This is a genomic window from uncultured Flavobacterium sp., assembly GCF_963975515.1.
Taxonomy (GTDB): domain Bacteria; phylum Bacteroidota; class Bacteroidia; order Flavobacteriales; family Flavobacteriaceae; genus Flavobacterium.
In genome coordinates this window covers 309,179-331,179 of the sequence record NZ_CAXBGY010000003.1, presented here as the reverse complement: position 1 = coordinate 331,179, position 22,001 = coordinate 309,179, and the positions used below count along the sequence as shown (strand labels likewise).

The following is a 22,001-nucleotide window of genomic DNA, read 5'->3' as shown; positions in this document are numbered from 1 at the left end:
TATTCTAATTCTTTAAAATTTGTAACCATTCATTTCCAATACTTTCTAATGAAAATCGCTCAACGCTACTTTTAGCATTTTGTGTACAATGTAAATATAATTCTTTATTTGAAATCATTTCGTTTAAAGCTTCAGTCATTGCTACTTTATTTTGATTATCGACTAAAATTCCGTTTCCATTTTGAAAAATTATTTCGCTTGGACCAGAATGCAAATCATAAGAAACAACTGGAGTTTCACAAGCTAATGATTCTAATAAAACCATTGGAAAACCTTCATATTTACTTGTCATAGTTGTAAATAAAGCTTGAGAATAATAAGCATATGGATTTTGTACATTTCCTAAAAAGACAATATTGTTTTCTTGTTGTAACGATTTAGCTAAATCTTGCCATTTTTGTTTCAATTTTCCTTCACCAAGAATAACTAATTTGACATTCTCTTTTGGTAAATTAGAATTGGAATAACTTTCCATTAAATGATCAAATTGTTTTACGTTATCTTCCATTCTTCCAACTCCTAAGATATATTTAAAATCTAAATTAGTTGCTTCAGATTTAAACTTTTCAATACTTGAAAAATCAATAGGATTATAAATTTGAGTCAGATTTTTAAAAGAATAATTATCTTGAATATTCTTTTCAATTTCACTTGAAACTGCCACTAAACCTGATGCTTTTTTGTATAATTGATTGGCTAAAAAATTATTTTTTGGAATATAATGTTCAATAGCGTTACTGTGAATTGTCTGGATAAATTTTTTATAGATAAAATTATGAATAATGAATTCTTGTAAATAAAATTCCTTGACTCTAAAATCAATAATTATATCAAATTGGTGTTTCTTGAAATATTTTTTTAACGCAAAAAATCTTTTAAAACGACTAAAAATACTATTCTTTTTATCTTTTAAGGTTTCTAAATGTAATAATTCACCTGAGTAATCATATTTAATTTCTCCAGCTAAAACCACGTGATGCACTTCAAAACCTTGATTTACAAAATAATGTGACAAAGACGCAGCACATCTTTCCGCTCCACCACCAGAAAGTGAAACCGTTGTTAAACAGATTTTTAAAGGTTTATTAGTTTTATTCAATTATTGATGGGGTTATTCCACAAAGTTACACAAAGAAGTTACAAAGTTGCATAAATAAAAAACCTTTTATAGAAAACTTTACAACTAATTAAGATTACCAAATTTTTCACAGATTTCACAAATTTACACAGATTTTTTTTGTAAAATATGAAATAAAAAACACCCTGAAACAAGTTCAGAGATAAAAATTGTCAATTATTACTAATAACAGTTATGTAGAAAATTAATTTAGAAATAATATAATAAGCAAAAAACCTAACAATCTGTGTAAATTTGTGTAATCTGTATTTTCTTTACATTAAATTTAATTGTGAGTGAACAGCTTCAAAAATCAACAATCGTTAATCAACAATCTTAAATTTTATGTATTTTAGCAAATGTAAAATAATTTTTTAAATGCGAATATTACTTGTAGGTGAGTTTAGTCGATTGCACAATTCTTTGAAAGAAGGTTTGGTTGCTTTAGGTCACGAAGTTGTCTTAATCAATAATGGTGATGGCTTTAAAAACTATCCTTCGGATTATTCAAATCGTTCTGTTTGGTGCGAAAGCAAATTAGGAAATATTCCAAGACAAATAATTTATAGAACCACTAAGTTTGATATTTCTAAAATTGAACGTGGCCTTCGTTTTTATTTTCATTTGAATAAGTTGAGAAATTTTGATGTTGTTCAATTGATTAATGAAGCTCCAATTCAGACGACACAGAAATTTGAATTTTATTTGCTGAAAAAAATATTCAATCAAAATAAAAAGGTTTTTCTTTTGTGTAGTGGCGTTGATTTTATGACTTTGAATCACATGCTTCAAAAAAAAGAAAGATATTCTATAATGAATCCTTATTTTGAAAAAGTTGAAAAAGCTAAAGAACAATATGCATTTATGTTTGAATACTTGACAAAAACGCATCAAAAAATTCATCAGTTTTTATATGAAAATATTGCTGGAGTTATTGCTACAGATTTAGATTACGTAAATCCATTAAAAGAAAATCTGAAATATATTGGCATGATTCCAAATCCAATAAATCTTACTCAAATTGAACCTAAAGAGTTAGATATTTCAGGCAAAATCAATATTTTTTTAGGTATAAATTCTGGAAATTCATTTAAAAAAGGGGTTCATTTTTTCGAAAAAGCATTGGAAATTATAGAAGAAAAATATAAAGACAAAGTCAATATTCAAATCACTACAAATATTCCTTACAAGCAATATATCAGCATATATAATGATTGTCACATTTTGTTAGACCAAGTTTATGGTTATGATCAAGGTTATAATGCTTTAGAAGCAATGGCAAAAGGAAAAGTAGTTTTAACTGGTGCAGATAAAGAGTTTTTAGAGTATTATCATTTAGAAGAAAATGAAGTTGCAATTAATGCTTTACCTGATGTGAATGATTTAGTCAAAAAACTATCATTTTTAATCGAAAACCCATCAAAATTGATTGAAATTGGTCAAAATGCAAGCAAATTTGTAAAAAAAGAACATGATTGCATTAAAATAGCTAAAACTTATTTAGATAAATGGAATTCTAGTAAAAATTAAAGATGAATAATTTAATAAAAAGCATATTTTCATTAAAAACAGATAAACTTCTAATAAGATTATTAGTAGTGATATTAATACCTTTTGTTCTTATATCGTTTTTTAACAATCCCGCAACTGATGATTTCTACTTAACAAATTTATCATTAAAACATGGACTATATGATGTGCATTTTTGGCATTACAACAATTGGAGTGGTCGATATTTTTCGAATGGTTTGCTGTTTTTTAGTCCGTTGTATTTTGGGGATTTTTATTTTTATAAAATAATTCCAATTGCGTTACTTCTCCTTTTTGTTTTTGCTGTAAAATATTTTATTTCGAATATTTTTTATTCAATATCTACTTCAAAAAAATGGGCAATTAGTAGTTTAATTATAATCCTCTATTTTATTCAAGTTCCAGAAGTTTGTTCGGCTTTTTATTGGTTACCAGCAGCAATAACTTATCAGTTTGGTGTTACTTTGACTTTATTATTTATTTCATTTTTTATTAAATTTAAAATTACAAATAAATATATTTACCTGTTTTTATCTCTATTATTCATAGCTTTTTCAATGGGTTGTAATGAAATTGTAACCCTATTAAATTTGGCTTTAATTGGTGTGTATTTTATTTACCAACTTTGGACAACTAAAAAACTTGATTTGCCGCTTTTATTACTAGCAATATTTGCAGTCGTTTTTGGTAGTTTAGAATTATTTGCACCAGGAAATGCAGCGAGAAGTGAAACAATGACAATTGTTGGAAAACATAGTTTATTTAATTCCATATTCAAATCTACAATTCACTCTGTTTTATTCTTTTTAAAATGGTTGCCTTTGTTATTACTTTTTATCTTATTATATATTAAGAAGACCTATAAAATAATTCAAGAAAATCATTATAAATTTCTGCACCCAAAATGGTCTTTTTTAATTTTGATTTCCTTGCTTTTTTTGAGCCTTTTTCCAAGCTTTTTTATACAAAATAATATGATTGCTGATAGATCTTTAAATAGTATTTATTTCTATTTTATTATTTCTGGATTGTATACTATTCTGTGTCTACTGAATTTTCTTAAAGTTAAATATGATATCGAAATTCAATTCAATAAGTCAACTAAAACAGCCTTAAGTTTACTTGTAATTTTCTTTACTTTTTCAGACTCGCCTATTACAAATGCATATGAAGATTTGGTTAATGGTAAAGCCTATTCATATAACAATCAAATGAAAAACCGTTTTGAATTGATTAAAAATTCGAAGGAAAAAGAAATTATTGTTCCTGCTTTGACAAAGAAACCAGAAACAATTCATCAGGATATTATTATGGGTTTAACGAATGATTTAGAAAATTGGAAAAATCAAGATATTTCTGAATATTATGGTAAATCTGTAACTGTTGAACCTTCTGAAACTGAGTTTACAGAATAAATTAAATCAGACTTTTTCTAAAGAAAATTCCCAAAACTACAAAATACATAAAAAAGGTAAATGCGTGAGCCATTACAATGCCTTCAAGTCCATAAATACGCAACAAATAAGTACTTGAAAACCACAAAATTATTAAGGAAATTATTTCGGTAATAATAAATGCTTTCGTTAATTTCTTGGCAAAAAACTGGTAGCCCAAAATTAAAGATAAAGCTTTAAAAAAATCCCCTAACAATTGCCAAAAGAATAAATCTGAAACAGCCGAAAACTCATTGGTAAATAAAATTTGAATTATGATATTCTTCATAAAATAAACCATAACTAATCCAACCAAAAAAAATGGAATTATCTCTTTATAATAACTCCAAAAGACAGATTTTGTTTCTTCATTTGAAGTTGATTTTGAAAGTTTTGGCAGAAAATAAACTGATAAAACAGTTGTTAAAAACAATAAGTAATAATTTGAAATTCGAGTAATTGCTTCCCAATAACCAGCTTGATTTATGTCTAAATCTTCTATTATTGAATTTCTAATAGCTAAGTAAACCATTGGTCCAAAAATCATGGAAATTAATGCCATTAATGAATATTCTGACATAGGTTTCAAAACTGAAAAGTCAAATGAATTTATCGAAATTAATTGGAATAAATTTATCTTTTTATGAATAAAAAACAAAGTGACAAAAAACAAAACTGATGGTGACAAAATAACAGACAAAAGTGCACCAAATGTCTTATGAAAATAGATTAAAATAACTGTAACTATTAGTCCTAAAATATTACCAATAATGTTAATGTAAATTACTTTTTTGAATTCTCCAAAACCATTAATTATTGAAATTAAAACTATTGAAGCAATATACCAAGGCAAAGCCAAGGCAAATGCTTTAAAAATCGCTTGAAACTGAAAATAGGTTCCAAAAACTTCTTCATTCAAATAATCTGCTAAAAAATAAAGAGAGACACTCAAAGTTAGAATCACAAAAAACAATGTGATAAAAATAGTGGATAGAAACCGTTTCAATTCCTCTTGATTTTTTTCTTTTTCAGCAACGTATTTTACAATTCCATTAGTAAATCCTAAAGTAGCAACACCTTCTATTGAAGCAACGAAATTACGAAGGTTTCCAACTAAAGCCATTCCACTTGGACCAATAAAAATCGCAATTACTTTTGAGGAAACAAATCCTATAATAATTTTTAAAATAACGCTAACACTATTCAATGAAGTGATCTTGAATAATTCTTTTTGAGCTATTTGTTTAAAAATATTCAATTAGTATTGATTTAAAATTTGAATCACTTTGCTAACTTCCTCATTAGTCATTAAGGGAGAAATTGGAATACTCAAAACCTCATTATGAATTTTTTCGGTTAATGGAAATGATAAAGAATTCCAATCAGAAAAAGCTTTTTGTTTATGAGGAGGAATTGGATAATGAATCATAGTCTCAATTTCATTTTCTTTCAAAAATTCTTGTAATTTATTTCTGTTTTCTGTTCGAATGACAAACAAATGAAACACATGATTAGTTAAAAAATCCCAATAAGGCAAAGTGATTTTGTCATTTTTTGTTTCAGACAAATAGCGCTTTGCAATGATTTTTCGTTTAGCATTTTCACCTTTCAAATAAGGCAATTTTACATTCAAAAAAGCGGCTTGAATTTCGTCTAAACGACTATTTACACCAACGTATTCGTTATGATATTTTTTTTCTGAACCATAATTTCGCAATGAAAACAATACTTTAGCCAAATCATCATCATTAGTTGTAATTGCACCCGCATCGCCTAAAGCTCCTAAATTTTTTCCTGGATAAAAACTATAGGCTGAAGCTGATCTAAGATTGTTGATTGTCGATTGTTGATTGTCGAATTGAGCACCGTGAGATTGTGCTGCATCTTCTACAACTAATAAATTATGTTGTTTGGCAATTTCATTAATTTTATCCATTTCACATAATTGTCCATACAGATGAACTGGTAAAATGGCTTTGGTTTTTGATGTTATTTTTTCTGAAATCAATTCTGGATTCATGTTGTAAGTTTCTAACTTTGGTTCCACTAAAACTGGAACTAAATCAGCTTGGAGTACTGCTAAAATGGAAGCAATATAAGTATTTGCAGGAACAATGATTTCGTCTCCTTTTTGCATAAAACCTAATTGAATGTAGGCTTTAAAAATCAAAACTAAAGCATCTAAACCATTTCCGACTCCAATACAGTGTTTAGTATTTGTAAATTTAGCAAAATCAGTTTCAAATTGCTTTACTTCATCACCTAAAATAAACCAACCTTTATCTAAAACCAATTGCATTTTTTGATGAAATTCGTCTTGATATTGAGCATTTATCTTTTGTAAATCGAGAAATTTTATCATACTAATACATTTTCTAGCAAACTAAAATTTGCTGTTTTAACTTCATAAAAATCCTGATTTATAGTTCTTGCACCAAAACTTTCTTTAAAATAATGCAACGATTCATTCAATTTTTTACCTTGATTTTCACTTGAAGGTCCAAAATCAAAATATTTTTTATCCTTGTAAATTTCGTTTATCAAATGATTGTATAAAAAATCTAAACTTCCTAATTCATTATTTGTCTTTTCATTTCCAGAAACATACTGTGGATGAATTACTTTTCCTTTTTCAAAAACAGTAATTCCTGCAACAATTTTAGTTTTGTGATAAACATTATATTGTTTAATAAATTTTGGAAATTTACTTTTCAAATAAGTTATTTCGTCAAGAGAATGAACCGGTTTTGCTTGATATTTATTTTCTAAATTCGGAATTAAAATTTCGTTCCAAAATTCATCAAAAGTATCAACTTCTTTAAGAATCAATTCATTTTTTATACCTTTTTCAATTCCACGTTTTCTAATTCTAGAAATTGGTAGTTTATGTTCTAAATCTACAATAGCAATACTATCTCTACTGTTTAATTTGGCTTCTAATAAAAATAAAATATAATCGATTTCGCTTGATGGAAGTTTATGATAAATAGTTGGAATTAATTTTAAGTTTAGAGTTTTAATTCCGTTTATATTTAAATACATCAATGCTTTTTTCAGAACTTCAATTGAATCTGAAAGTAACATTTTATCGTTTAAAACAAAACCTCCATAAGTAAGTCCTTGATGAGAAAATAAAGTATCTCCTACTCTATTGGCTGGAAGAATTGACACTAATTTCTCGTCTTCAAAAATAAGTAAGGAAAAATCTTGAAACCTATCTTGGTGATATTCCATAAAGTCTCTGTGAAACAAGAAAGTAGCGTTTTTGGCTTTAGCTACAAATTCGTTCCAAAGTGAATAATAATCAGATGTATATTGTTTTATAGTGATGTTTTTCACAACTATTTTTATGAATTAATTCAAATTCTTAACTGAATAACTTAATTTTTAATAAATTAGTATCAAAATTAACTAATCTTGAAACAAAACTACTCTTTATTTTTTTCAAAAATACTGTTTTTATCTTTGTTATTTACTATAAATGTGCAAGGACAAGATGTTTCTTTATACCAACAATTTAATGGTAGATATGATTTTACTTTTTTGGGAAACACTATGAATCCTGTAGAAAATACTTTTCAAGTTACTCCAGCAATTTTTACAACTTCTTCTGCAACGTTAACTTTGCAACCCAATGATGTAGTTGAAAAAGCTTTTTTATATTGGGCTGGTTGCGGAACAGGAGATTTTAATGTCAAATTAAATGGTGTTGATATAACTGCTCAAAGAACTTTTAGTAATGTTCTACAAACACAGTTTAATTTTTTTAGTGCTTTTACAGATATTACATCTCAAATTCAATCTACTGGAAATGGAACTTATACCTTATCTGACTTAGATGTCACTAGTTTTATTAATTTACATGCTCAAAACAGTACAAATTTTGCTGGTTGGGCAATTGTTGTGGTTTATTATAATCCGAATTTACCTTTAAACCAATTAAACGTTTATGATGGTTTACAAGCAGTTTCGCAAGTCCAAAATCAATTAAACATTACTTTAAACTCACTAAATGTAATTGATAATAATGATGCGAAAATTGGATTTCTCGCGTGGGAAGGTGATGTAGGTTTGTCTAATAACGAAACGCTTTCAATTAACGGAAATATTTTAAGTAACACTTTAAATCCTCCAACAAATGCTTTTAACGGGACAAATACCATAACTAATAGCATAGACCTTTATAACATGGATTTGGATATTTATAGCATTCAAAATAATATTGCAATTGGAGATACTTCGGCAGATATTCAAATGACTTCAAACCAAGATTTTGTAATGATTAATGCAATTGTTTCTAAATTAAATAGTCAATTACCTGATGCTACTATTTCTATCGACGTTACTAATCAAGCATGTAATTCAAATATTTTATTAGTTGATTTTACGGTTTATAATTTAAATTCAACCGAAATTCTTCCTGCTGGAACACCTATTTCAATTTATGCTAATGGTGAATTCATTGAATACACAGAAACTCTTACGCCTATTCCTATTGGTGGAAGTTGGAGCGATCAAATTAGTATTTTATTACCGTTTGGAATTCCTTCAAATTTTGATTTACAATTTGTAGTTGATGATATTGGAACTGGTGTTGGAATCGTGACAGAAATTAACGAAAATAATAATATTGATTTACTAACTATAACTCAAAATAGTTCTCCTTCTTTCAATAATTTAGATGATTTGGTTTCTTGTAATGAAGGTTTAACAAAAGGTACATTTAATTTTTCTCATTACGAAGATTTGGTTAAAACAGATACTAATCAAATAGTTCATTTTTACACAACAATTGATGATGCTTTAAATCAAACTAATCCAATCTTTAATACATCTAATTTTGTAGCTAATTCGACTCCTCAAGAAATTTATATTCGGTTAGAAAATGACAATTGTTATGGATTTACTTCTTTTTTTTTAACTACAAAAAATTGTCCGCCAACTGTTTATAATTATGTTTCAGGAAATTTTGATGGATTTAATGATGGCTTTTTTATAGAAGGCTTACGTGATGTTTTTCTGAATTTTGAAGTTAAAATATACAACCGTTGGGGAAAATGGCTTTGGACTGGAAATCAATCAAAACCAGATTGGGACGGTTATGTCGAAAATGGTGTAGACGAAAAATATGCTCCAGCTGGAACGTATTACTATGTAGTATTTCTAAATGATCCAGACTATAATGAACCTTTAGTAGGTTATCTTTACCTTACTAGATAAATTACATATTCTGTGTGTAATAATTGTAATCCTTAAGTAAAGTTCTAATAAAATCTTGATCGTTTCCAGATTGGTTTTTAATTCCTGTTACATTAATAATTTTTTCTCTTAATTTTATTAAAGTTCCATAATCTCTAGTTTTAACAGCTACTTCAAAAGTTTCTTTAATAATTCGAGCATCATTATCAGAAAGCTTTATAACTAAAGGATAAGTCGGAATATAATCCTCGTTTAAATCTTCTAAAATGGTATGATTGATGTTAATATTACTCTTTAAAGAAATCACTGCAGTTCCTGCTGCCATATCACCCATTCTCTGATTTCGTTTGTTGAATATTATGACCAATAACCCTATAACACCATTTCCTATCATTACTTCGATTAATCTAAATAACCATCTAATTAAGTAATCTCCAAAACCAGCCTGATAACCATCTATTTTGATCACTTTCATCTTCATAATTTTTTTTCCGATAGTTTGTCCTTCCCACAGACTTTCTAGAACTAATGTGTAGAAAATAACGGGAGAAAAAAGAATAATCATAATTGCACCAGAAGACCAGCCGTCCATTTTAGCAAACATTTTGTTCAATCCTGATAAATCTATAATATAATACATCACAACCGAGTAAGCTATAAGAACCAATATATCAAGTAGTTGACCTGCAATTCTCGAACCTACAGAAGCCGCTGTAAAATTTATATTAACATTTTGTGTAGTTGTGATTGATAATTGATTCATATTTTTTATTTTAGCCTCTAATGAGAGAAGTTGCATTCATAAAACAAAATAAAGAAAAATGGCTTGAATTTGAACAAGCTATTTTTGGTAAACTTAAAAAAAATCCTGACGATTTAGCCAGTTTGTACATACATTTGGTTAATGATTTGTCGTACGCACAAACTTACTATCCAAAAAGCAAGACTGTTGTTTATCTTAATCATTTAGCTTCGCAAACCTATCAAAAGATTTACAAAACTAAAAGAGAAGACACAAATAAACTAATTTATTTTTTTAAAACTGAAGTTCCACTATTAGTTTATCAATATAGACGATATGTTTTGTATGCTTTTTTAATTTTTGGAATTTTGACAGCCATCGGAACTATTTCTGCCAGAAATGATGATACTTTCATTCGTTTAATTTTAGGTGATGCTTATGTAAACATGTCTTTAGAAAACATCAAAGACGGAAATCCTGTTGCAGTATATAAATCAGCTACTAACTGGGGAAGTTTTGTTGGAATTACATTTAATAATTTAAGAGTTGGAGCATTATCCTATTTCTTTGGTATATTTTTAGGTTTTGGCACATTTTATATTTTAATTAAAAATTGTATAATGCTGGGTTCTTTCCAATATTTCTTTTACAGAGAAGGTGTTTTTTGGGAAAGCGTAAGAGGAATTTGGATTCATGGTTCCATGGAAATTTTTGCAATGGTAATTGAAGCTGCTGCTGGTTTTGCATTAGGTGCAAGTATTTTGTTTCCCAATACGTTTTCAAGGTTTAATTCCTTTAAAATTGGATTTAAAAATACGTTTAAAATTTTCTTAAGCACAATGCCATTTACTGTTGTTGCTGGGTTTTTAGAAGGTTTTATTACAAGATATTCTATAGATATGCCTCACTTTTTAAGTGTTTTTATCATACTTTCAACATTAAGCGCAATAAGTTATTATTATTTGATTTATCCTTTTAAAGTTCACAAAAAAATAAATAAACAAAATGTTTCAGCTATATAAAAAGAGAGATTTTAACGAATTAGTGAGTGATACTTTTGATTTTTTTAAAATTCATGGTAAAAACTACTTTAAAAATTATTTCATCATCAACGGTGGTTTTTTACTAATTTTGGTTGTGCTTTTGTATTTTTTTATGAAAATATTTTTTGAAGGTATTTTTGCTAGTATTAATAACAATCAAACTAGCGAAAATCTTCTATTGAATAATCTAACTTCAAATTTACCAGTTTTAATTGTTGGTGGAATTACAATGTTACTTTTGATTTTTGTTATCAGTATAATCAATTATACATTTCCAATCGCTTACCTGAGCCTAATCGAGTCAAAAAAAGAAATTACTACTAAGAATTTAATTAACTTTATTAAATCTAAAATTGGAAAATCCATTATTTTCTTTTTAGCGTCATTAATAACATTTTTGCCCCTATTTTTTATAACTTTTGCATTACTTATTGCATTGATGTTTCTAATTATTGGATTACCATTAATGATTATCGTTTTACCTGCTTTTGTTAGTTGGGTTTCGTTAAGTTATTACGATTATATCTCAACAGAAAAGAACTTTTTGACATCAATGAGCAATGGTTTTAACCTTTTAAAAGAAAAAATTTGGCCAATAATTGGTTCAACAGTTATAATGTTCGTTATCGTTCAAATCGTTGTTGGAATCGTTTATTTTGTTCCTTACATTATCGGAGTGGCTTCATTCTTTATTAACCCTGAACGTATGCAAGGAAACCAAGAACAATATAGTGAAGCTTTTTCTTTCATGACAATAATGATGACTATAGCAATGATAGCGTCTATTCTATTTAATTATATGCTTCAAAATTTGATTCTAATCAATCAAGGAATAATTTATTACAGTAGTAAAGAGGAACAAGAAAACAACGCAATCAAAAGTGATATTGATTTAATAGGAACTGATAGTGAATAAATTCTTAACTATTTTATTTTTCATAACTGCTTTTTGTTTTGGACAAAACGACTCATTGCGATCAATAACAGATGTAAAATATGATACAGAAACCATTAAATCTAAGAAACTTGATCCAAAATTTAAAGAAGAATATACTTCTAATGAATTTCTATATGAACAAAAAGTAGATGATACAAAATTATCCGCTTGGAATAGATTTTGGAAAAATGTAGGTGACTTTTTTAGAGATTTATTTGATTTTAGTAATGCTCAAGGAACACTTTCAGGCTTAGAAATTTTAATGAAAGTCATTGCTTTTTTGATAATTGGTTTTGTAATTTATATGATTGTAAAAATTATCATTAATAAAGAAGGTGGTTGGGTTTTTGGAAAATCTTCTAAAACTATTAATGTTTCAGAATTAGTCGAAGAAAACATTCATACTGTAGATTTTAAAAAATTAATATCTTCTTCAAAATCAGATAAAGAATACAGAACTTCTATTCGATATTATTATTTATGGTTGTTAAAATCAATGTCTGATAAAAAAGTTATTGAATGGGATATTGAAAAAACCAATTCAGATTATTTGTATGAAATTAAAAATGCTGAAACTAAATCTGAATTTCAATTCTTATCATACATCTATGAATATTGTTGGTATGGTGAATTTGCTATATCTGAAACTGATTTCCAAAAAGCAGAAAAATCATTCCTAAAAGCCATTCAACCTTAACATGAATAGAAACCTAAAAGTATATGTCTTTTTATTGGTTCTTATTTTAATAGGAATCATACTTGTTGATGCTAGTAGACCAAAGCCTATTAATTGGACGCCAACTTTTGCTTTAAATGATAAAATTCCGTTTGGACTTTATATTTTTGGTCAAGAATCTGAAAAATTATTTTCTAATCAAAAAGTGACAAAACATAGTAATACACCTTATGAATATTTTTATGACAAGTATGATTATGAAGATTCAACTTACACGGTTAAAGGTGATATTCTTTTCATAAATGATGAGTTTACTATTGATAAAAATTCTGTCGACGAACTTTTTTACTATGCTAGTAGAGGAAATGATGTTTTTATCAGCTCAAGTTCTTTCTCTAAGAATTTAAAAGACACATTAGGTTTTGAAATTGAAACCAGTAGTATTTTCATGGATTCATTTGCTTTGAAGGTTTACAATAAAAATTTAAATCCTAAAGATTATTACTATTCTAAAGGCGTTTCAACCAAATATTTTTCAAAAATTGATACGACAACTACAGTAGTCTTAGGTCATCAAAGCAGTACAAAAGAAAACTTGACAAATTTTATAAAAATTCCATATAAAAGTGGAAACTTTTACTTGCATACACAACCTATTGTTTTTACCAATTACTACATGTTAAAGAATAAGAATCATGAATATGTAGAGCAAATTACTTCCTATTTAAATCAGGATAAAATCTATTGGTTTGTTAAATCATATAATAGCGGACAACTCAATCAATCACCAATGCGATACATTTTAAGTCAAGCAAGTTTGCGTTGGGCTTGGTATATTTCATTGATCAGTATTTTGATATTTATTGTATTTAACGCTAAAAGAAAACAACGAGTAATTCCAATTATTGAACCTTTGAGAAATACTACTGTTGATTTTACAAAAACTATAGGAAATTTATATTATCAAGAAGGAAATCACAAAAATATCATTGATAAAAAAATAATATATTTCCTTGAAAAAACAAGAAATGAATATTTGATTGAAACTACTGAGCTCGATGCTACTTTCATAAACCGTTTTCAACAAAAATCAGGAAACAAAAAAGAAGAAATTGCAGAATTAGTCCAATTAATCAATCAATTAAAAAGAAAAGAAACTTGTAATGAAAGTGACATCGTTACACTAAATCTTGCCATCGAAAAATTAAATCAGAAAAAAGATAAATAAACATTAACAAAGCATCGAAAGATGTTGAAATACATTAAGTATAAATGGAAAATAATATAGAAGAAAACGAAAACGATAATTTGAATTTTAATAATCGTATTGATTTAGCACCATTACAGGATAGTTTACAAAAAGTTAGAGAAGAAATAGGGAAAGTAATTGTCGGACAATCTAAAATGATTGATCAATTGTTAGTTGCCATTTTAGCTAATGGTCACGTTTTACTTGAAGGTGTTCCTGGAGTTGCAAAAACTATCACAGCTAAATTATTATCAAAAACGTTATCTCTTGATTTTAATAGAATTCAGTTTACACCAGATTTAATGCCTTCAGACATTATTGGAACTTCTGTTTATGACTTATCAAAATCGAGTTTTGAGTTTAAAAAAGGGCCAATTTTTTCAAATTTCATTTTGATTGATGAAATTAATCGTGCGCCAGCCAAAACACAAGCTGCTTTGTTCGAAGTTATGGAAGAAACGCAAATCACGGCTGATGGAACGACTTATATTCTAGAGAAACCTTTCATCGTAATTGCAACGCAAAATCCAATTGAGCAAGAAGGAACGTATCGTTTACCCGAAGCACAATTAGACCGTTTCTTGTTCAAAATAAATATTGGCTATCCTAATTTAGAAGAAGAAGTTGCTATTATTCACAAAGAAAATGATTTACAAAACAGAGACAAATTGTCTGACATTGCAAAAATTGTTTCTCAAAGTGATATTTTAAGTTTTCAAGGTTTAGTAAAGCAAATTTTAATTGAACCACATCTTATTGAATATATTGCAAAAATCGTTTTAAACACGCGTGAAAATCCGTTTTTGTATTTAGGAGCTTCACCAAGAGCTTCCATTGCAATCTTAAATGCTGCTAAAGGTTTTGCTGCTATAAAAGGAAGAGATTTCGTTATACCAGATGATATCAAAGAAGCTGCGATTCCAGTTATGCAACATAGAGTTGTCGTAACTCCAGAACGAGAAATGGAAGGTTTAAACAGCAGCGAAATCATCAAACAAATTATAGATTCTGTAGAAATTCCAAGATAATTATTTCGAAAAAATGAAACAACTATTTAAACAACTTTACCTTACAAATTTCTTTTTCTATTGCCTTATTAGCATCATAGGTTGTTTTGTGTTGTCTTATTTTTTTCCAATGTTTTACAATGCAAGTTGGTATATTTTATACATTTTTATAGTCTTTACAATTATTGATATTTTATTGCTTTTCCTTGCAAAATCTCCAATAGAAGCAGTTAGAGAAACGCCAGAAAAACTTTCAAATGGTGATGAAAACGAAATCGTTATTCGGATAAAAAGTAAATATACTTTTCCTGTTTATGCAAGAATTATTGATGAAATTCCGTATCAATTTCAAGTCAGAAATTTCAATGTTTTTAGACGAATTAATACTCAGTCTAAAGATGAATATAAATACTTTTTAAGACCAACAGAAAGAGGTGAATATTTTTTTGGAAGTCTAAATCTTTTTGCGAGTTCTCCGTTGAGATTAACTTCTAAAAGATTCAGTTTTGCCAATAATCAATTAGTTCCAACTTATCCATCCTATATACAATTACGAAAATATGATTTGATGGCTTTTTCAAATTCATTATCCCAATATGGGTTGAAAAAAATCAGGAGAATTGGTCATACAATGGAATTTGAACAAATTAAAGAATATGTTCAAGGTGATGATATAAGAACCATAAATTGGAAAGCTACTGCAAAAAGGGATCAATTAATGGTGAATCAATTCCAAGATGAAAAATCACAAAACGTTTACATGATAATTGACAAAGGACGTGTCATGAAAATGCCTTTTAATGGTTTGAGTCTTTTAGATTATGCTATAAATGCTACACTAGTCTTATCAAATGTAATTCTAAAAAAGCATGATAAAGCTGGAACATTGGCGTTTTCTAAAAAAGTAGAAAACAGAGTTGTTGCAGAAAAACGTCAAAGTCAAATGCAGTTAATTCTAGAAAATCTATACAACATCAAAACCGATTTTTTTGAAAGTGATTTCAGTAGATTATATGTTGACATTAAAAACAAAATTAACCAACGAAGTTTATTAATTCTTTACACCAATTTTGAAACTCTTGATGGTTTACACAGACAACTTCCTTACTTAAAAGGAATTGCAAAAAATCATTTATTAGTAATTGTATTTTTTAACAACACAGAATTAAATGAATTAATAAACAAAAAAGCAAACAACGTTCAAGAAGTATATGACAAAGTTATAGCCGAAAAATTCGCTTTCGAAAAACGTTTAATTGTAAATGAATTAAGAAAATACGGAATTTATTCGGTTTTAACGCAACCTGAAAACTTAACATTAGACGTTATCAATAAATATCTTGAAATTAAAGCTAGAGGGATTTTATAAATAGTAATTCACAAATATTTTTTATACTTACATATTTAACTATATTTATCGCCTAATTCAAATTTGCGATTAAATGCGTTTCATTAAATTACTATTAGTGTTTTGTTTTACAATTTCACTTCAAGCCCAAGATTATTTTCCCAAAAATGATGGAGTAAAACAATCTTTCAAAAATCATGTAGCTGTAACCAATGCTACTATTTATGTTTCATCCACTCAAAAACTAGAAAAAGCAACTCTTCTTTTTAAAGATGGCAAAATTTTAGAAGTCGGAACAAAAGTTTCAATTCCAAAAAATGCAACTATTATAGATGGAACTGGAAAAACTATTTATGCATCATTTATTGATGTTTTTAGTGAATTCGGAATTCAAAAACCAACAGACAAACCAGAAAGAGGTTCATCTGCTCAATATGATTCTTCTCGTGAAGGTTATTATTGGAATGACCATATAAAAACAGATTACAATGCCTTTGAAAACTTAAACTATGAAAACAAAAGTGCTGAAAAATTACGAGCTATTGGTTTTGGAACAGTTTTAAGCCATTTTAATGATGGAGTTATTGCAGGTACAGGTTTATTATGGACTTTAAATGATGAAGGAAATAACGCAACAAGAATCCTAAACAACAAAATATCACAACATTTTACGTTTAATAGAAGTAAATTTTCTAGACAATCTTATCCTTCTTCTTTAATGGGAGCAATGGCTTTAATCCGTCAAGTCTATCACGATGGAAAATGGTACGCTCAAGGTACTTCAAAAACAAAAGATTTGTCGCTTGAAAGCTTTAATGCTAACAAAAATCTTATCCAAATATTCAACGCTGGTGATAAATTAAATAGTTTAAGAGCTAATAAAATTGCAAATGAATTTGGTGTAAATTACCTTATTAAAGGTGATGGAAATGAATTTGAAAAAATAAAAGAAATCAAAAATACTGGTGCAACATATATCATCCCTTTAGATTTCCCAGATGCATATGATGTTTCTGATCCTTATTTAGCACAACAAGTGAGTTTAAGTGATATGAAATTTTGGAATCAAGCTCCTTTTAATTTAAAGATTTTAGCTGACAATAATGTTCCATTTGTTTTAACTACTTATGATAATAAAGAAGCAAAAGATTTTTTAGAAAATTTAAGAAAAGCTGTTTTATATGGTTTACCAAAGGAAAAAGCTATTGCTGCTTTAACTGAAACTCCAGCTAAATTAATGAATCAATCCAATAATTTAGGTTCTTTGAAAAAAGGGGCTTTAGCCAACTTTATCATAGTTTCTGGAGATATTTTCGAAAAAGACAGCAAAATTCACGAAAATTGGGTGCAAGGAAATAGAAATATTCTTGATAAAATGAATGTGGAAGATATTCGTGGTGAGTACAATTTAGTATTCAACAACAAATCTTTTGACCTGAAAATTTCAGGTGAACTTGAAAAATTAGAGGCTAAAACTTCAAAAGACAGTATCGATTATGGAACTAAATTAAATTACAAGGAACCTTGGGTAAATTTAGTTATCAAAACAAACGATTCTATCAAATCTGCATATTATAGATTAACTGGAACAAAAACTTTAAATTATTTAGAAGGAAAAGCAGTTCTAGAAAATGGCCAGGAAACAACTTGGAAAGCCACTAAAAAAGAAGTTGCTGAAAAACCTGAAGATAAAAAGAAGGAAGACAAAAAAGAGGATGAACCAAAAGTACCAACAATGGTTCCTGTAACGTTTCCAAATTTAGCTTATGGTAATGATAAAAAACCAAAACAGGAAACACTACTTTTCAAAAACGCAACCGTTTGGACAGGTGAAAAAGAAGGAATTCTTAAAGAAACCGATGTTTTAATCGAAAATGGTAAAATTAGTAAAATAGGTAAAAATATTTCTTCAACTAAAGCAAAAAAAATTGATGCTACTGGTAAACATTTAACAGCCGGAATTATCGATGAACATTCTCACATTGCTATTTCAAATGGAGTTAATGAAGGTGGGCAAAATTCTTCTGCCGAGGTAACAATCGAAGATGTTGTTAATTCGGATGATATCAATATTTATAGAAATCTTGCTGGTGGAGTTACATCATCTAACTTACTGCATGGTTCTGCCAATCCAATTGGTGGTCGTGCCGCATTTATCAAGTTAAAATGGGGTTATTCTCCTGATGAAATGATTGTAAAAGACGCTCCAAAATATATCAAATTTGCTTTAGGTGAAAATGTAAAACAATCTAATTGGGGAAGCGGTCGTTTTCCACAGTCAAGAATGGGAGTTGAACAAGTGTATGAAGATTATTTTACTCGTGCTTTAGAATACAAAAAAGAAAAAGCAAGCAATAAAAATTTCCGTTATGATATAGAAATGGAAGTTTTAAACGAAATTATTAGTAAAAAACGTTTCATCACATGTCATTCTTACGTTCAATCTGAAATTAATATGTTAATGAAATTGGCTGAACGTTATAATTTCAAAATTCAAACTTTTACGCATATATTAGAAGGTTATAAATTAGCGGATAAAATGGCTGAACACGGTGTAGGTGGTTCAACATTCGCAGATTGGTGGGCTTATAAATATGAAGTTAACGATGCAATTCCATACAACGCAGCTTTAATGCAAAGTCAAGGTGTAATGGTTTCTATAAATTCTGATGATGCAGAAATGTCAAGGCGTCTAAATCAAGAAGCTTCAAAGGCAGTGAAATACGGAAATGTTTCGGAAGAAGTGGCTTGGAATTTTGTAACCTTAAATCCAGCAAAATTATTACAAGTAGACAATAAAGTTGGAAGTATAAAAGTTGGTAAAGATGCTGACGTTGTACTTTGGTCAGACAATCCATTATCTATCTACGCTAAAGCTGAAAAAACTATTGTAGATGGAACTATTTTCTACGATTTAGAAAAAGAGACAACAACGTTAGAAACTATTCAAAAACAACGTAGTGAATTAATCAACACTTTAATTGAAGCAAAAAACAAAGGCTTAAAAACACAAGCTCCAAAGAAAAAAGAAGTGAAACATTATCATTGTGATACTGTGGAAGAATTTTAGAAATAAATTCTAAACAAAAACAATTGAAATAAACTGAAACACACCTTATACAATGAAAAAATATATAGTATTATTATTACTAACTAGTTTTGCCTTTGGACAACAAACACCAGCTTCAAAACAAACAAAAAGCATTCTTATCATAGGAGGAAAAGCTCATATTGGTAACGGAAAAATTATTGAAAATAGCTTGATTTCTATCAAAGAAGGTAAAATTGTTGCTATTGGAGATGCAACTGTTATGAAGGTTTTTCAACATGACATTACAATAGATGCTCATGGAAAAGAAATCTACCCTGGTTTCATTGCTCCAAATGCTACTCTAGGTTTAGTCGAAATTGATGCCGTAAAAGCCTCAGATGACGAAAGTGAACTAGGCGAAATGAATCCACATATTCGAAGTATTATTGCCTATAATGCAGAATCTGGCTTAGTTGAAGTAGCTCGTCCAAACGGAGTTCTATTAGCACAAATAACACCAAGAGGTGGACGAATTTCTGGGACTTCATCAATCGTTCAATTAGATGCATGGAATTGGGAAGATGCAGTTATAAAAGAAAATGACGGAATTCATTTAAACTGGCCAAGAAGTTATTCTCGTGCTGGTTGGTGGGCTGAACCAGGAGGAATTCAACCGAATAAAAAATACGACGACCAAACTACTGAAATTCAAGATTTTTTCAACAATGCAAAAGCTTATGCTGCTTCAAAAGTTACAGTAAAAGATATTCCTTACGAAGCTATGAAAGGAATAGAAAAAGGTGAGAAACAATTATTCATTCATGCAGATGGTGAAAAAGAAATTATAGATGCTATTCTTTTCAAAAAGAAAAACAACATTCAAAAAATGACAATTGTAGGTGGTTATTATGCCTTCAAAAATACTGCATTATTAGTTGAAAATAACGTTTCTGTACTTTTAAGAAGAGTACACGATTTACCAATGTTAGAAGATGAAGACGTAAACTTACCTTTTAAAAATGCAAAATTATTATCTGATGCTGGAGTATTAGTTGGTTTACAAAATGAAGGTGACATGGAAAGAATGCAAGCTAGAAATCTTCCCTTTTACGCAGGAACTTGTGTAGCTTGGGGAATGGATAAAGAAAAAGCACTACAATTAATCACATCAAATTCAGCAAAAATACTAGGAATTGATGCCAATTATGGAACGCTTGAAGAAGGTAAAAGTGCTACATTATTCATTTCAGATGGAGATGCATTAGATATGAAAACCAACAAAATATCGACAGCTTTAATTGACGGTAGACAAATCAGTTTAGAAAGTCACCAAACAGAGTTATACAACCGTTATAAAGAAAAATTTGAAAACAAATAAGAAGTAGTTTTATAAAAAACCGCAAATTCACAAATTAATAAAGTTGTTTTAGGTTTATTAATTTGTGAATTTGCGGTTTTTTTTTACCTAAATTTGTCGTTTAATTGCTATACAATGAAACAAATTACTTCCATACAAAATCCTTACATCAAAACTTTAGTGCAATTGCAAGAAAAAGCAAAAGCACGCAAACAAACGGGCACATTTTTAATAGAAGGAAAACGAGAAATTGAATTAGCCCTAAAAGGAAATTACGAAATAGATACAATTTTATATTGCAATGAACTTTCCCTTCAATCTATCAATCCTTCAATCTATCAATCAAAAGAATATATCGAAATATCAAAAGACGTCTATCAAAAATTAGCTTATCGCGATACGACTGAAGGAATTTTAGCCATAGCCAAAACAAAAAACCTATCGCTTTCCGATTTAAAATTACCAGAAAACCCTTTGATTTTAGTTTTAGAATCTATTGAAAAACCTGGAAATATTGGAGCCATGCTTCGTACCGCTGATGCAGCAAATATTGATGCCGTAATTTTAGCCAATCCAAAAACAGATTTGTATAACCCAAATATCGTTCGTTCAAGTGTTGGATGTTTATTTACAAACCAAATTGCAACAGGATCAACCGAAGAAGTTATTGCGTTTCTAAAAGAAAAAAACATTAATTTTTATAGTGCAACGTTGCAAAATTCAAACGAATATCATAAAGTAGACTACACAACTCCAACTGCTTTAGTGGTTGGAACAGAAGCCACAGGTTTAACCCAACTTTGGAGAGACGAAAGCACACAAAACATCATAATTCCAATGCAAGGAGCAATAGATTCTATGAATGTTTCTGTAGCTGCAGCGATTTTATTGTTTGAAGCTAAAAGGCAACGTGGGTTTTAATTTATTAATTCAATATTTTTATTTAAAAAGATTTAACAACACTAATTTGGATATTTTAAACTATATTTTCATATCGATTGCAAAACTTTACACACCATTTTATAAATCAGAAGAAGAACAATGGTTTTATTTTCCATTAATGATAATTACTTGTGTTTTTACTATTGATATAATGTGTGTATCATTTCTTTTTATTGATATTCCTTTTTATTTTTATTTGATATTAATCTTTATCATAGCTTTAATTTTACAAGCAAAATTTAAAAAAATTAGTTATTCTATAGTTAAAGAAACTGAAATTTCACTTAAAAAAAGGTTGTTAATTTATATTTTAATAATTGTTAATTTTGTTTTGATGTTTTTATTATTAAAGTACATAAGAGATAATCATTTAATTTAAACTCTTGACTT

17 protein-coding genes are annotated in these 22,001 nt (G+C 28.3%); 12 read left to right on the top strand and 5 right to left on the bottom strand.

What is annotated here, in order from left to right; genetic code table 11:
- Window positions 1–4 precede the first annotated feature (4 nt).
- Window positions 5–1,099 (bottom strand): glycosyltransferase, encoded by a 1,095-nt coding sequence (locus AAC008_RS06225; RefSeq protein ID WP_339888105.1) that lies wholly within the window; start codon window positions 1,097–1,099, stop codon window positions 5–7.
- Between the two features lie 396 nt (window positions 1,100–1,495).
- On the opposite strand from AAC008_RS06225, the gene AAC008_RS06220 reads away from it, so the two are divergent.
- Window positions 1,496–2,647: a glycosyltransferase gene (locus AAC008_RS06220; protein WP_339888103.1), complete on the top strand. Its 1,152-nt coding sequence runs from the start codon at window positions 1,496–1,498 to the stop codon at window positions 2,645–2,647.
- Between the two features lie 2 nt (window positions 2,648–2,649).
- Window positions 2,650–4,062: a DUF6056 family protein gene (locus AAC008_RS06215; RefSeq protein WP_339888102.1), complete on the top strand. Its 1,413-nt coding sequence runs from the start codon at window positions 2,650–2,652 to the stop codon at window positions 4,060–4,062.
- A 1-nt stretch (window position 4,063) separates the two neighbouring features.
- Here the strand turns inward: AAC008_RS06215 and AAC008_RS06210 are convergent, their stop codons facing one another.
- From AAC008_RS06210 to AAC008_RS06200, 3 genes are read right to left on the bottom strand one after another with little or no spacing between them, the layout of a single operon-like run.
- Window positions 4,064–5,338 carry an O-antigen translocase gene (locus AAC008_RS06210; RefSeq protein WP_339888100.1) on the bottom strand — a complete coding sequence of 425 codons (1,275 nt, stop codon included), beginning with the start codon at window positions 5,336–5,338 and terminating at the stop codon, window positions 4,064–4,066.
- On the bottom strand, window positions 5,339–6,442 hold the full coding sequence (locus AAC008_RS06205) for a DegT/DnrJ/EryC1/StrS family aminotransferase (RefSeq protein WP_339888099.1): 1,104 nt from the start codon (window positions 6,440–6,442) through the stop codon (window positions 5,339–5,341).
- Window positions 6,439–7,419, bottom strand: coding sequence for a GNAT family N-acetyltransferase (locus tag AAC008_RS06200; RefSeq protein ID WP_339888097.1), 981 nt, complete (start codon window positions 7,417–7,419; stop codon window positions 6,439–6,441). The genes AAC008_RS06205 and AAC008_RS06200 overlap by 4 nt, the downstream gene beginning before the upstream one ends.
- 78 nt (window positions 7,420–7,497) lie before the next feature.
- On the opposite strand from AAC008_RS06200, the gene AAC008_RS06195 reads away from it, so the two are divergent.
- Window positions 7,498–9,300 (top strand): gliding motility-associated C-terminal domain-containing protein, encoded by a 1,803-nt coding sequence (locus AAC008_RS06195; RefSeq protein ID WP_339888096.1) that lies wholly within the window; start codon window positions 7,498–7,500, stop codon window positions 9,298–9,300.
- Window position 9,301: 1 nt separating this feature from the next.
- Here the strand turns inward: AAC008_RS06195 and AAC008_RS06190 are convergent, their stop codons facing one another.
- Window positions 9,302–10,042: an RDD family protein gene (locus AAC008_RS06190; protein WP_339888095.1), complete on the bottom strand. Its 741-nt coding sequence runs from the start codon at window positions 10,040–10,042 to the stop codon at window positions 9,302–9,304.
- Window positions 10,043–10,062: 20 nt separating this feature from the next.
- Here AAC008_RS06190 and AAC008_RS06185 point away from each other — a divergent pair, with 20 nt between their 5' ends.
- From AAC008_RS06185 to AAC008_RS06145, 9 genes are all read left to right on the top strand, one after another.
- A complete protein-coding gene (locus AAC008_RS06185) occupies window positions 10,063–11,043 on the top strand; it encodes a stage II sporulation protein M (RefSeq protein ID WP_339888094.1) in 981 nt (326 codons plus the stop codon).
- A complete protein-coding gene (locus AAC008_RS06180; RefSeq protein ID WP_339888093.1) occupies window positions 11,027–11,980 on the top strand; it encodes a hypothetical protein in 954 nt (317 codons plus the stop codon). Before AAC008_RS06185 ends, AAC008_RS06180 begins: the two co-directional genes overlap by 17 nt.
- Entirely contained in the window at window positions 11,973–12,698 is a 726-nt protein-coding gene (locus AAC008_RS06175; protein WP_339888091.1) for a DUF4129 domain-containing protein, read from the top strand. Before AAC008_RS06180 ends, AAC008_RS06175 begins: the two co-directional genes overlap by 8 nt.
- Window position 12,699: 1 nt before the next feature.
- Window positions 12,700–13,905 carry a DUF4350 domain-containing protein gene (locus tag AAC008_RS06170; protein WP_339888090.1) on the top strand — a complete coding sequence of 402 codons (1,206 nt, stop codon included), beginning with the start codon at window positions 12,700–12,702 and terminating at the stop codon, window positions 13,903–13,905.
- Window positions 13,906–13,949: 44 nt separating this feature from the next.
- Window positions 13,950–14,954: a MoxR family ATPase gene (locus AAC008_RS06165; protein ID WP_339888088.1), complete on the top strand. Its 1,005-nt coding sequence runs from the start codon at window positions 13,950–13,952 to the stop codon at window positions 14,952–14,954.
- 13 nt (window positions 14,955–14,967) lie between these two features.
- Window positions 14,968–16,302 carry a DUF58 domain-containing protein gene (locus AAC008_RS06160; protein WP_339888087.1) on the top strand — a complete coding sequence of 445 codons (1,335 nt, stop codon included), beginning with the start codon at window positions 14,968–14,970 and terminating at the stop codon, window positions 16,300–16,302.
- A 73-nt stretch (window positions 16,303–16,375) separates the two neighbouring features.
- A complete protein-coding gene (locus tag AAC008_RS06155) occupies window positions 16,376–19,351 on the top strand; it encodes an amidohydrolase family protein (RefSeq protein WP_339888086.1) in 2,976 nt (991 codons plus the stop codon).
- Between the two features lie 52 nt (window positions 19,352–19,403).
- Window positions 19,404–20,690 (top strand): amidohydrolase family protein, encoded by a 1,287-nt coding sequence (locus AAC008_RS06150; RefSeq protein ID WP_339888085.1) that lies wholly within the window; start codon window positions 19,404–19,406, stop codon window positions 20,688–20,690.
- Between the two features lie 114 nt (window positions 20,691–20,804).
- Window positions 20,805–21,590 (top strand): RNA methyltransferase, encoded by a 786-nt coding sequence (locus AAC008_RS06145; RefSeq protein WP_339888084.1) that lies wholly within the window; start codon window positions 20,805–20,807, stop codon window positions 21,588–21,590.
- Window positions 21,591–22,001: the final 411 nt, after the last annotated feature.